This is a genomic window from Vibrio sp. ER1A (assembly GCF_000733315.1).
GTDB lineage: Bacteria > Pseudomonadota > Gammaproteobacteria > Enterobacterales > Vibrionaceae > Vibrio > Vibrio mediterranei.
Map to the genome: position 1 here is coordinate 1 of NZ_JPJA01000094.1, position 13476 is coordinate 13476.

Sequence of the window (13476 nt, forward strand, 5' to 3'; positions counted from 1 at the left end):
GTTCTGTATTGTTCATTAAACCCGTTAACAAATCTTGACATGTGATTACCTTTATCTTCACCATGGAAAGAAAAGTCTAATGGAAGAGGTAGCTGCCCAACCAGGTTTACTTTCATTTTAGAACTTGCAGATGAGGCTCTTACCTCTTCTCGAAGCCCCCTCAACTTGCTTAAGCTTAAAAATACCTGATGATAAGAATTCATTTCATAATTAACAATATCTTGGTCAGCATACTTGCCTAAATAGTAGGCTAGAACTTCTAGCGCGTTGGATTTAAGCTCTTTTGCCCCTTTGCTATAAATAGCCCTTGCTAATCTAACCATTGAGCCAAGCTCGTTTGGCGATTCTTTTAATACAATATCAAGGGTTCCATTGTTTAGATCATCAAGGTAGTCATAACGGCAAATAAGCGACTGATTTCTAACATCAAACAGGGCCGAATCCCAGCTAAGAAAAGTGGTTTGCAAAAGGCTTGTTACATCTCGGTAAGCTACTAGGTTATTTTTAATTGCCCAAGTATCTCGAGCGCACCAGATATCAATGTCCCATGCTCCTTGTGTTATTCGAAATCCTCCAAATTTATTCTCAGTGACTGAACTCTTCGGCAACTCTGAAATTGCTTTCTTCAATACTGGTCTACTAGTTTCAACAACTAGGTCAACATCGGATGAGAAATCACGCACACCAAAAAGACCGATATCTCGCACTAAACCACCAAATGCATATACATCAAAGCTATTGTTCTTGGTCAAGGTATCAACAAAGTCATAGACATCAGCTCTACATTGAGCTGAGCTGTTAAAGAAGCGATTAACCCGCTTCTTTAATGCTTGTTTGTGCGGTGCAGCGTGAAATTTCATTAACCTAAAAAGTTCCTGTGAAGTTCCTTCAATTCATCGTGTAAGTCAATCAAGTAGCTATCTGTCATGCCTGAAATAGCATCCGTTAGTAACTGTGCTTCTTTGTACTCATTAGGTAAGTCATTATCTTCATCTTCAAAAACTCGTCGGTAGTTTTCTGAGATGCGGCCATAAGCATACTTACCAAATGGTGTACTCGAATCCTTTGGGTTATCTGAGTCTAATTTACCGTGAATACCTACCCAAAGCATATCCATCAACCCTTGAATATAGCCATGCCCCTCTAGCTCTAATTTTAGGACAGATTTGTTCTTATACCCCCACTTAAGGTCGAAATCTTTCAGCGCATCGCATAACTCGCTAGCAATACTCAATGACATTAAGTCTTTCGGAGGGTTTTCATTTGAACAAAGGACATCAAAATTATCTACAAAGGCTTGAGTTGTATGTTTGACAAGGTTGCCGATAGCAAAAACCCTGAACATTTGCATACTCATATCATTGAGCTCAGCAGGTGTCAGCCCTAACGAAGGATTTGAAAACTTGTTGTGCTTGTTCTGGCTAGCATCAATCGTTTTTTGTATGACATCAAACTTAGGCTTTAGCTCATGCACTAGTTCGTCAACTTCACTTAAGTCTCTATTATCTTTCTTAATTCTAGCTTTTGCGCAGTCGTCAGATATATAATAGGTAAGGTGATTAATCAAGTCGTGATAAGAAGCGAGACCTTTCTTGACAATGTCTTCTGCATCTAAAACAGAGTAAGCAATATCGTCACATGCCTCCATAACATATGTAAGCGGGTGCCTAACCCCTTCTTTTAAACCAGTTTCTTCCCAGACGTCCTTGATGATCTTTGATTCTGAATAAAAGTAACCATGCTTTTTCCAAGTTGGTTTCGTCGGACTAGAGCCCTCGCTCTTCTCCTCTTCTGTCCAAGCTGCTATAGCTTCTTTTTTCTCTGCAACATACTTCGAAGATTGAGGATACTTCAGCATCGCGGCTAACATTCCATAAGTTAAGTTAATACCAAACTTATCATTGAGAATTTGAAGCTGAGTTAAGAGTCGGATCGTTTGCGAGTTTCCATCAAATAGGATGAAATCATTATACTGATTCGGTATCTTGTCATTCTCTTGAGGGAAGATATCTACAGATTTATTTTTAAACCAATCCTGAATTGCACTCTCTCCTTGGTGCCCAAAAGGAGGGTTTCCTAAATCATGAGCCAATCCAATACCCGCTAACAAAGATGGGAGAACTCTGGTAATGCTCCACTTTCGCTCACTACAATCATCATCGAACAGCTCAGGATGCTCATAAGCCAGTTGTGTACCAATGCTTCTAGCCAAGTTTGCAACTTCATGGGAATGAGTTAGGCGAGTTCGAACACTATCATTTTGTTCTAAAGGAAATACTTGTGTTTTATCGGACAAGCGGCGAGTCGGGGCTAAAAACAAGATACGATCGTAATCTCGTTCAATTTCTTCTCTGGAGTCTTTCACTCCCAACAACCCCCACGTGTCAGTACCAAAAGTCTTGTTTCCTTCTGACTTATCTTTTCTGCGCCCATTGTGAAAAAGCTTGTTCCAACTCATGCTAACTCCCTAGAATCTATTTGAAGGTATTATACAGCTAGCTGTAGGCAAAGACTATCAGCTTGAGACCTGCTAGTAGTTACATACTATTTACTTGCTGTATAATTTTTTCTGAAAAATAATATTATCAAAGTCAACAGTTTAAGAAAAACGGTTCAAGGTTATTTTCTGGAAAAGGCTCAAATGTCTTTTCCTTTAAACCTTACCAGATTTATTTCAAAATCGACCCGTGTTGGTAGTTTGTACAGGCGCCGGGAAGTTTGTACACAAAGTCACGATTGGGCTAAAAAGATTGTAAACGCAAGGTGTAGTTAGAACCCAAGGTTGCAGCAAATCGATAACACCTATGAGTGTACAGACTTTATTGTATCAGTCGCCGAAACTAGCTGGTTTTCCGTCCCGTTATGTACAAACTTTATTGTGCGAGTACAGTAATTTTGGCTACCAAGCTATCGATGTTTTAATACACCAGATAATCCGTGAAGTGCTGATTTAGCAAAATCACAGGCAAACTTCAGTCCATAAACGAGCTAGCGAGAGCTACGTCTATTCTCACTAGCATCCTCGGTGAATGCGAATTTACGGAACATTAATTAAAGCTGATTAAAGTGCGCCTAACCCCGTGCCGGTTCTACCCAAAACGCTTCAGTGGCGTTCTAGAACGCAAAAACCTAGTGACCTTTCCATTATCACGCACGACTTTAAACCAGAACCGGCTAGGCATCCCCTCAAACTTTCTAACACAGTCGTCGTCGCAGGCAGAGTCCTTATCTGCATTGCGAACAATGCTTACGATAGGGCTACTCACATTTCTAACGCTCGCGCTTGTCGCCCAGCAAGCCTCTAGAATGTCAAGCCAGCTCGGTTCCCACTTGTAGAGTGCGCTTATTGCTTCCGCAAGTATCACCATGGTTTTTTCTTCATGGTTGTTTGGCACGTATTTAAGCTCGTTTGTACAAGAAGCATGGAAGCACTTGCCAATATCGTGAAAAAGGGCGCCGATTATACCTACTTGTACTTCCTCGTCAGACTTATTGAGCGCGGAGAGGCGATCGAGCGTAAGCTGGGTTACCTCTACCGAATGTGCTAACAGTCCATGTGAACATGAGTGATGATTGTCCATACTAGCGGGGATGGTGATGAATGCTTCCAACAAGCCTTCGTCATGCTGCAGTTTTTCAACGAAGGGTGTTAAGGCTGAGTGGCTCACCTTTTCTACAAATCTGTTGAGCTTGAGAAAGTCATCGATGAAGGTGGCATTTAGGCTAGCCATTCTATTTTTGTAGCCTTCTGGCAGTGAAATCCAAAGGGGGAGTATGTTTTCGGCATAGGGTCTATGAGAGCGCCAATAGATATTTTTCAAATAGACACTTTGGTAGCATTTTAAACTTGAAGTATTCGCTCCGAAGAAGCGAGTAGAGCTCGCATCACCTGCAAGTAAAATGTCAGCAAAAGGAACGGTTCCTGTTCCAACGTTTACGACAATACCAATTGAATATGACATGTCTTTCTCCTCAATTTTATTTTCTGCTCTATCTATAGGGCGCAGGTACACGAACTTCACAATTATTTTCCCAAATATCGAGTGGTTCGACCTCTACCCAGGTTAATTCAGCCGGTTTTGTGTAGATTTCGGTTGTCTTAGTATTGCTGTGAGCCATTCGTGCGCTTGGGTTGTAGCCGCGTCGTTCAAACTCTCTAGCGGACAAACCGCGTATCTCGTGAAAAGTCGGGCGTTCGGCTTTTGGTAGGTTCGCTTTTACACCTACTTCATCGCGAACGCGACTGAATGCCTTGCTTAAGTACTGGCTATCAAGTTGAAAAGGGTGATTGTTGCCTTTCGCCGTTCCTCTTTGTGATTGGCGCGGACGTCGTCTAACTGCGTAGGGGCAAACAAGGCGATCGGTTTTGGCGAGCTCTATGGTTTCATAAATACCTCGAGTCACTGGAATCGCAATCCGAGAGCTATCATGGTTTCTGGACTTTTGTCTGTGGATGTAGAGCGTGCCATATACTTCGATACCATTGATGTGCATTGGTTGGCGTTTGTCGTTCCAAACAATGCCACACACGCCTTCTTTAGGGCGAGGGATGGTGTGTTTGATTCTGGTGATTTCTTTCACCGCATGAGTCGTTTCAAAAGCGAGTCTCATTGCTACTTTAAGAAACGTAGGGGCAGCGTCATGAATCGCCATGAAGTCTTCCATTGTTAATGGCTGACGTGTCTTCTTGCCTTCGCTGCGTGTGATTTTTCGGTTCTTTTTGTTGCGCATGAAGTTATCCAAGATGTAGGTCTTATCCGCGAGATAGCTCGCTAACTTCTTAATGTGAGCAAGAATGTTATTGAAGTTTTTAGCGCTGGTAGACTGGTAGTGTTCTTCAAGAAACTCATTGACCAGTTCGAGATTGAGGTTACGTGTCAGCACGCCGCCTAGTTCGCTCTCAAGCTTAACCATGGTGCTTCGGTACTTTTGTAAGTAACCATCGGAGAGCTCTTCTCGTACGACTTCTTTATCCACAATCTGAATGGCGTCGCTTAAAGGAACATTGAAGCGGCTCCCGGTTGGTTTCTTAGCGTGGCCGTCATCGCTTATTCGGTCAAAAATAGCTGATGTGTCGCGGTAACGGATGTTGTAGTTAGTTGCTTGCATCTTGGCGATATGGGGCGAGACGCCAGGCGGGAGCGTGATACGAGTTTTATCGATGAGCTCCAACTGGAATCGGATTCGACCTTGCGCATCTCTGTAGCGATACAGATAGGGTGGAAGGTCTGAATTGCGCTCGGTGCGTCTGCGTCCCATATCGTCTTACCAAGGCTTATAGATCTGTGCGAGCGGTAAGAGAAAGGACGTACTCGTCGATGACCACCAGCCTTTTTCCTGTGGGAGTTAGGACGAAGGTGAGCAATCCGCGATCGAGCCAGTTATAGACAGTGCGGATACCAATCCCAGAGTCGGGATAGAACTCGTCGAGAAATTGTTGGGGTTTCAAAGTCCGATATTTCATAAGCGCCTCCATTAGCAGCAAACATCTCGCTCTTATTGTGGCGACTAAAAAGTAGAGGAAAGCGGATTAAGCAGCCCAAATGACGTCCCTTAAAGAAAAATGGCACTTTTTTGAGTGTTGATATGTTGGCTAAATGGCTTTCGAGTTAGGCAATGTTTTGAATGGTTATTCACTTTGCTAGCCTGATGGTAGGGGCTGAAACCAGGGTTTTCAACTACTGTATATTGTAATTATTTTGTAATTTTACTGATCGTGAAGGGGAGTACGAAGAAGAGTGAAGGGTAAAAAGTCTTTATTAACCATAGGTTAAGAGAGTTTTGCCCCCTTTTAAAACGGTGAAACCCCGATGTTGGTAGCATCGGGGTTTCGAATTTTTCAAGAATTCTTGGTTGGTAAAGCCGAGAATCTTTTTTATGCAAAAGGTTTGGATTTAATCCGAATAATTCCTTGGTGGGGAATTAGATGCGGATGAAGTCCATGTGCTCAACTTTTGGCTTGAACGCGTGACGTTGAACGTCTTGTGGCTTAACCTTAACTTCTGCGCCGTCGATCACTAGAGTGATGCCTTCGTAGAATGCTGGCTTGTCCATTTGGTTGATCACGTCATCGTGGTTTAGAGCGATAGAAACAGGTGCTGCTTCACCACCGTAAACGATTGCTGGGAATTGGCCAGCGTGACGTAGGCGGCGGCTCGCACCCTTACCTAGTTCAGTACGTACTACTGCTTCGAATTTCATAGTATTTACTCTCAAAATAGTAAAATTAAAGTAACTGTTTTGACGTAGCGACCTAGTCAAAACTATAGTCGTTCTGAAGTATCGAATCGATACATTCAAAACGAGCGCGGATACTAACATTCAAATCTAGGCGGAGCAATAGCAAATTGCTTATAACGTTACAATTTTTACTCTTTTGCACGTTGCAGTTTAAGGACTGCTCGTAAACCGCCCAATTTGCTCGATTCCAAAGCTAAATCACCTCGATAGCTATGCGCCATCTCATTGACTATATTAAGCCCTAAACCGGTGCCGGGAGTCGTTTCATCTAGACGAACTCCACGTTTCAGCACTTCTTTTAGCTTCTCTTGAGGTATACCGGGGCCATCATCTTCGACGATGATAGCGATCTCGTGATTATCGAGCAGTTCGGAATATACGCGGATGAAGCTGTTACCCCATTTGTAGGCATTTTCTAGTAGGTTACCAAGCATTTCATCTAGATCTGCTTTTTCCACTGCTACGTATTGATCTGTATCCAGTTCGCTCACCAAAGCGATATCGCGCTGAGCGTAAACCTTATCGAAAGCCAGTGAAATCGCATCGACGCGTTCACTCGGAGATGACTTAACCGAGAGAATATTCATTGCGCCTGCCATTCGAGTTCGACCCAAATGGTAATCGATATGTGCTTGAATCTGCTCTATCGAGGGTTGTAGCCTCTGTCTGTCTTGTTCTGAAAGTTGGTGTAACTCATTCTTTAACACTGAGAGCGGTGTTTTGAGTGCGTGCGAGAGGTTACCTGCATGATTACGTGCGCGTGCTAATAACTCCTGATAGTGGAACAATAGGGCATTGAGGTCGCTCACGAGTGGGGCAATTTCTTTTGGATATTGTTCGTCCAGTGTTTGTTGCTCACCCGTTTTTAATAGTTTCAGTTCTTTCTGCATCTTCCCTAAAGGTCTGAGTGACCAGCTGACTTGAACCACCACTAAAGTCAGAATACCAATGGAAAGAACGCCTAAGATCAACCAAAGTTGGCCTGTCAGCAAATTTAGGGTGTCATCGATACGATCTTCATCTTGGCCAATAATTATTGTGACGCCGTCACTTATGTCAGGTAAGAAGACGGTTCGCTTTATGGCAATAAGTTTCTCGTCTTTGGCACCGAAGTAAGTCGCTTTGTGTTTCTCATTCTTTATTCGAATGGTGCGGTCCCATAATGAGCGAGAGCGTAGTTTGTCTGAACCACTGTCGACGCTCCAGTACAGACCACTGTATGGCTGATTAAAGCGTGGGTCTGAAAGACGAGTTTGTAGAACCAGTTGTCCTTGTTTATTCACTTCTAGATTCGCGGCGATTTCATCCATAGTCAGTCCAAGCTTAGTTTCTAAGTCTTGACTAAGGTAATCACGGACTAGACCTGGAATGAGAATACCGGCGGCGATCATCATGGCTGACAACCACAAGGTGGCTGCCAGCAATAATCGCGTTTTAAGACTGAGTCGCTTGAACTCTGTTTTGAGCCGAGTCGCGCTAATATCAGGCATTAAGTTGATACCCTAAGCCACGTACGGTTTTGATGATTTTAGGAGCGATTTTTTTACGGATTCTACCGATGAACACTTCAATTGTGTTTGAGTCTCTATCAAAGTCTTGTTTGTAGATATGCTCGACTAACTCAGTACGAGAAATGACCTTGTCGGCATTATGCATAAAGTAAGCAACGACCTTATATTCCAGTGCGGTTAAGCTTACTGCGTTACCTTGCCACATTACTTTTGAAGTTCGTGTATCTAAGCTTAAGTCACCGACTTGCATCAACGGAGAGGCGTTGCCAGAAGCGCGTCGTAGTTGAGCTCGGATACGTGCAATAAGCTCTATCATCTCAAATGGCTTGGTAAGGTAATCATCTGCACCAGCATTTAGGCCTTCAACGCGCTGACTTAAAGTGTCACGTGCGCTAAGAATGACGACTGGTGTGTTAATGTTTTCGTCTCGAATGCCTTTAAGTACCGTCAAGCCATCAATCTTAGGAAGTCCTAAATCCAAAACAATAGCATCCCACTCTTCTGACGTAGCGCGGTAAAGCGCATCGATTCCGTCTTGGGCAAGTTCTGGCACCCAACCTGCGCTTTCTAGAGTTTCTAATATTTGTTCACCCAGTCTTGGGTCATCTTCCACGACAAGAATTTTCATTATTGTTCTCTATTTTATTTTCTTATGACTCTTTGAAGATTATGGCCTTTGATTTCCATCATCTCCAGTGTGGTGGCGTTATATTCGACTTTAATAACATCTTGTTCATGGAGCAATTTTAGCTCGTAAATCCACTCATCGTCGTCTTCTTCTAGTTCGACTTTGATCACTCGACCATTGAGGTCGCGTTCTACCGTCGCAAACAACTCAGAAAACGGTTTGATAAGCCCTTGCTGTACAGCGTCATAGACCTCGTCTTGGTCCTCTTCAAACTCAATGCGGGCACCATCCGGTTGCACATCCTGCACGAGGTCGTGACCACTTGGCTTGCTTGAGTCTGAGAAAAATTCGGCATGGGCGCTAAGCGGTACTGCCAATAATAGGGAGAGCGAGACGATAGATATTGTCTGTTTGGTTTTATTTAGCATGGCGGAGACCCAATATTTTCAACATAGTTAAAATATACATTTGTAAACATGAATGAAAGCTGAACAGTGATTAGTTCAGTTCGTCGTCAAAGACTTTGTCTCTCATTTTCCAAAATCGACCACTTTTTCTGGCTATGACGAACGCGGGCAATCGGAAACGATGTTGATTGTTCACGACTTTTGTTGGCGAAGTGGCATCAAACTCACGATGCTTGTCGGCCAAATGTGGGCGTACAAACTTAGCGAGAAACGATTCTTTCTGCTTTTTGGTATTTAATGACCAAAACTCGCTGACTTGGGCATCGTTCTCTCCAATATAGTTAACTCTGAGACTGTTTTTACCTTTTTCATCTTTATGAACAACAAGGTTCATGTCGGTGCATTCGAAGACGAGCGCATCTTTGAGATTTAGGGCTTCTTTGAGTTTTTTATCTGGGTCTACCAAAGTGGCGTCGCATTCGTGGCAGATTCGCGCGGCGATATCGTTATCCGCGCCGCATTCAGAGCAGTACTTGGCTCTAAAGCGATAGTCACAGTGTTCACGTTCTCCGGTTTCTTCGTCGGTGAAATAGCCCTGACATTTGCGACCAAAGTGCTCAATTAAAAAACCATTGGCATCGAGTTTACCCCAGAAGTCATTATTGAACCCGCACGCAGGGCAGGGGATGGTGATTATTTCGGAATCGGAATCAGGTTTAGGGTTGCCGACTTCAGGTTGATACAAATCGTACGTGTTGCCCGCATAGTCTAGAACGAGACACTCTGACTTGCCCTCTGATAATCGTAAACCACGGCCAACGATTTGCTGATATAAACTGACGGATTCGGTTGGGCGAAGAATTGCAATCAGATCAACATGGGGCGCATCGAATCCAGTAGTTAAAACCGAAACGTTAACCAAGAACTTGATCTTACGATTTTTGAAATCACAGATGATAGCGTCACGTTCAGGTGTTGGTGTATCACCAATGACAATTTGGCTGTTTTCACTCGGTAGCAGCGACAGGATTTCCTGCGCGTGACGAACCGTTGCAGCGAAAATCATGACACCTTGTTTGTCTTCACTATAGCGTTTTATTTGCTCCACAATTTGCGGTGTTGCGCGCTTTGATTGCTCAATAACAAGATCCATTTCAGATTCTTTGTATTTACCCATACTGGTAGGTTTGAGCTGAGAAAAGTCGTAACTAAGGACTGGAGCGTCGATGAGTTTCGCAGGTGTTAAAAAGCCCTCATCGAGCAAGTATTGGATAGGAAGCTCGAAGATACAATCTTTAAAGAAACGAGCTTCGTCGCTGCGAACCAGTCCTTTGGTGTGATATTGATAGATCCAGCCAACGCCGAGACGATAGGGGGTTGCGGTCAAACCAAGGATTTTAATTCCAGGATTAATTTCGCATAGGTGGCTGATCACTTTTTGATAGCTTGATGTTTTGGTCTCTGGTACGCGGTGACATTCGTCGATAACAAGCAGTGAAAATTGATTGGCAAATGCATCCAAGTTTCTCACTACTGATTGAACAGAGGCGAACACCACTTGCTCGGATGTCTCTTTTCTACCTAAGCCGGCAGAGAAAATAGAGCCTTTGAGTCCATAGTCTTCGTATTTTGCGTGATTTTGTTCTACGAGCTCTTTAACGTGCGCTAGAACCAAAACACGACCTCGCGCTAGCCTTGCAAGTTCGGCAATAACTAAGCTTTTTCCAGCCCCAGTGGGCAATACGATCACCGCTGGGGTATCGTTTTTGCGGAAATAGTGGATAACAGCTTTAACAGAATCGGCTTGGTAGGGGCGAAGCGTGTACATACGGCTCAGTTTTACTCTACATTTCAAAAAACCGCTCTATAATACCTCACGAAATGAAAACGAGGTATTCATGCGTTTAGATAAGTTTTTGTGTGACGCTTTAGGCGCAACACGTAAAGAAGCAACAAAAATCATTAAATCCGGTGATGTTACCGTTGATGGTGTAGTACAAAAGAGCGGTGCATTTAAGGTCACTGAAGATAACAGTGTCGAATGGCAAGATAGAGAGGTCCGCATGCAGGGTCCGCGTTATATCATGTTATTCAAACCAGATGGCTTTGTTTGTTCTCATGAAGATGGCTTTAATCACACTGCGTTTGTGTTGCTCGATGAGGTCAAAATGGAGAACCTTCATTTTGCAGGTCGCTTAGATGTTGATACTACAGGTTTGGTGTTAATTACAGACGATGGTCAATGGTCTCATCGAATTACCTCACCGAAACATAAATGTGCAAAAACTTATCGCGTATGGTTAGCAGACCCTGTGCAAGATAATTACATCAAGGCATTCGAAGAGGGCATTGAGCTTAGAAATGAGAAAGCGCCAACTCTGCCAGCACAACTTGAAATTATTGATGAAAAAGAAGTGTTATTAACCATTCACGAAGGCAAGTATCACCAAGTCAAGCGTATGTTTGCGGCGCTAGGTAATAAAGTTGAAGGTCTACATCGTGAAAGCGTCGGTGACATTGTTCTTGATGAAATGCTTGAGCCAGGAGAGTATCGATATCTCACTCAAGAAGAAATTGACTCTGTCTGGAAAAAGTAATACTAATAAACTGTTTTGATAGATAAAACGTCTACTCGTCCAGAGTAAAAGTAATATCCGTAATGAGTCATTACTCTCGAACTCTGAGAGCCTTCCTTATATTACGGTTACCCCGAAGATAGCGCTCTGTTGTTGCGCTATCTCACTTCACTCAATGGGATAAATTGAGTCTAGGTTGTTTATTTGTTGGCACGGATCGCACACAAATAAAGATTTCATTAGGAGCGATATGAGTTCTAAACCAGTATCGCAGCCCGACATACCTCAACTAGGTTTAGTTCTTTTCCTAGTTCTCGGAGCCATAGGCGCGTTAACGCCTCTTGCTATCGATATGTACTTGCCCGCGATGCCAACTATCGCACAAGATTTAGGGGTAACAGCCGGGGCTGTTCAGATTACATTAACGGTATACACTGCCGGATTTGCTATCGGCCAACTTTTACATGGTCCTCTCGCTGATAGTTTTGGTCGCCGGCCGATCCTGCTATTTGGTGTGTTCTTTTTTGGCGTTGCTTCAGCGATATCAGCCACCGCGACAACCATTGAATCTTTAACTTATATTCGTACTGCCCAAGGCTTTGCGGGTGCAGCGGCAGCGGTCATTATCCAAGCAGTGGTTCGCGACATGTTCGATAAGGAAGATTTCGCGCGTACCATGTCTTTTGTCACCTTGGTCATTACCTTGGCTCCGTTAGTTGCGCCTATGATAGGGGGCCATTTGGCGGTCTGGTTTGGGTGGCGTTCGATATTCTGGGTGCTGACAGCATTTTCTGTAGTGGTAATAGCAACGGTGCTTTGGAAAATTCCGGAGACTTTAGCGCCAGAAAACAGACAGCCACTTCGTTTTCGAACCACGATCAGAAATTACCTGAGGTTGTGCAAGAATCCGGTCGCGATGGGACTGATGTTCTCTGGAGCGTTTTCGTTCGCTGGTATGTTTGCCTTTCTTACCGCGGGCTCGTTTGTCTATATTGATATCTATGGTGTGACGCCAGATCAGTTTGGATATCTGTTTGGCCTGAACATTGTCACAATGATCATCATGACCAGCATTAATGGCCGTATGGTGAAGAAAGTTGGCTTACATGGCATGCTTCGTTTTGGGCTAAGCATTCAGCTGTTCGCAGGTCTAGGACTGTTAGCGAGTGGTATTTTAGATCTTGGGATTTGGGGTACGGTTCCTTTCGTTATGTTATTTATTGGTACGCTGTCGACCATCGGTAGTAATTCAATGGGCTTGTTGTTAAGCGGTTATCCAACGATGGCGGGCACGGCTTCCTCACTTGCAGGAACATTGCGATTTGGCACTGGCTCAGTCATTGGGGCGATTGTGGCAATGCTTCCGGGTGGAACAGTTTGGCCTATGATTGCATTAATGGCTATTTGTTCGGTATTATCCGCCGCCTTATATTGGACGTTTGGGAAAAAAGCATAATGTCTGACTACTATTCAGAGATCCAAAAAGTCGTAAACAGTGCACTAGAAGAATTGGCGAATGAGCATGCTTCAGGCAAATTGATTAATTCTCCAGTGACTAACAATCACTTTCTTGTTCGATGGGTAACAAAAGCGATAAAAACTCAGCGTTTTGGGAAAACGACTAGTGCTAACCTAATTCAATGGCAGAAATCTGGGCGTTCCAAGGGTAATGATTCAATGCTTGAACCTTTGTTTAAGCGCATTTCTGCTTACTATGCTGAGTTTTTTTCTGGTGACGTACAGCCAGTAACTGATGCAAAGATTGAACAGTTTATTGAAGACATGGAAGCGGCGGGTTGGGGTGTTTGCACCTCAGAGATTCTGACTGATGGCAGTAAAGTTCAATTCTTCACCGATGGTCATAACTCTTTCGCGCTGTGCGCGAATCAATGTGACGACTGCTTTGATGCAGAAAACCTGGTGAAGCCGATGAGTTGGTTTGTACGTGGTAATCATGCGGAGTTTGTGACTAAAGCCTACGAGGCTGGCTTTATGCTCCACAAACGCACTGATTACAAATCGAAAGTAAAGTATCACGGCGAATATCTTATTTATCCAATGAACAAAGGGATACAGCTAGCTGAAATCCCTCTGTCATTTAAAGCTTAAGTTAA

The 13476-nt window shown here is 43.6% G+C and carries 12 protein-coding genes; 3 read left to right on the top strand and 9 right to left on the bottom strand.

The genetic code is table 11. From position 1 onward, the window contains the following. The 9 genes from HW45_RS28480 to HW45_RS23365 form a co-directional block, all read right to left on the bottom strand. The coding region (locus HW45_RS28480; protein WP_051868323.1) for a hypothetical protein at positions 1 to 860 on the bottom strand (860 nt) is incomplete at its 3' end. Beyond that, on the bottom strand, positions 860 to 2458 hold the full coding sequence (gene dgt / locus HW45_RS23325) for a dGTP triphosphohydrolase (RefSeq protein ID WP_038230197.1): 1599 nt from the start codon (positions 2456 to 2458) through the stop codon (positions 860 to 862). The genes HW45_RS28480 and dgt, both read right to left, overlap by 1 nt. Positions 2459 to 3089: 631 nt before the next feature. Then, entirely contained in the window at positions 3090 to 3962 is an 873-nt protein-coding gene (locus HW45_RS23330) for an HD domain-containing protein (protein WP_152559706.1), read from the bottom strand. A gap of 28 nt (positions 3963 to 3990) precedes the next feature. Continuing rightward, entirely contained in the window at positions 3991 to 5259 is a 1269-nt protein-coding gene (locus tag HW45_RS28485) for a hypothetical protein (RefSeq protein WP_051868325.1), read from the bottom strand. A gap of 663 nt (positions 5260 to 5922) precedes the next feature. After that, positions 5923 to 6201: a 50S ribosomal protein L25 gene (rplY, locus tag HW45_RS23345; RefSeq protein ID WP_006071740.1), complete on the bottom strand. Its 279-nt coding sequence runs from the start codon at positions 6199 to 6201 to the stop codon at positions 5923 to 5925. A 167-nt stretch (positions 6202 to 6368) separates the two neighbouring features. Beyond that, positions 6369 to 7730, bottom strand: coding sequence for an ATP-binding protein (locus tag HW45_RS23350; protein ID WP_051868327.1), 1362 nt, complete (start codon positions 7728 to 7730; stop codon positions 6369 to 6371). Beyond that, complete coding sequence (locus HW45_RS23355; protein ID WP_038230203.1) at positions 7723 to 8379, bottom strand: response regulator transcription factor; 657 nt, start codon at positions 8377 to 8379, stop codon at positions 7723 to 7725. Before HW45_RS23355 ends, HW45_RS23350 begins: the two co-directional genes overlap by 8 nt. A gap of 14 nt (positions 8380 to 8393) precedes the next feature. Continuing rightward, complete coding sequence (locus HW45_RS23360; RefSeq protein WP_031497177.1) at positions 8394 to 8807, bottom strand: PepSY domain-containing protein; 414 nt, start codon at positions 8805 to 8807, stop codon at positions 8394 to 8396. A 70-nt stretch (positions 8808 to 8877) separates the two neighbouring features. After that, entirely contained in the window at positions 8878 to 10614 is a 1737-nt protein-coding gene (locus HW45_RS23365) for a DEAD/DEAH box helicase (RefSeq protein ID WP_038230204.1), read from the bottom strand. A 70-nt stretch (positions 10615 to 10684) separates the two neighbouring features. On the opposite strand from HW45_RS23365, the gene rsuA reads away from it, so the two are divergent. From rsuA to HW45_RS23380, 3 genes are all read left to right on the top strand, one after another. Then, positions 10685 to 11383: a 16S rRNA pseudouridine(516) synthase RsuA gene (rsuA, locus tag HW45_RS23370; protein WP_038230206.1), complete on the top strand. Its 699-nt coding sequence runs from the start codon at positions 10685 to 10687 to the stop codon at positions 11381 to 11383. A 229-nt stretch (positions 11384 to 11612) separates the two neighbouring features. Further along, positions 11613 to 12818 (top strand): Bcr/CflA family multidrug efflux MFS transporter, encoded by a 1206-nt coding sequence (locus HW45_RS23375; RefSeq protein WP_038230208.1) that lies wholly within the window; start codon positions 11613 to 11615, stop codon positions 12816 to 12818. Beyond that, on the top strand, positions 12818 to 13471 hold the full coding sequence (locus HW45_RS23380; RefSeq protein WP_038230211.1) for a DUF2913 family protein: 654 nt from the start codon (positions 12818 to 12820) through the stop codon (positions 13469 to 13471). The genes HW45_RS23375 and HW45_RS23380 overlap by 1 nt, the downstream gene beginning before the upstream one ends. Positions 13472 to 13476 lie beyond the last annotated feature (5 nt).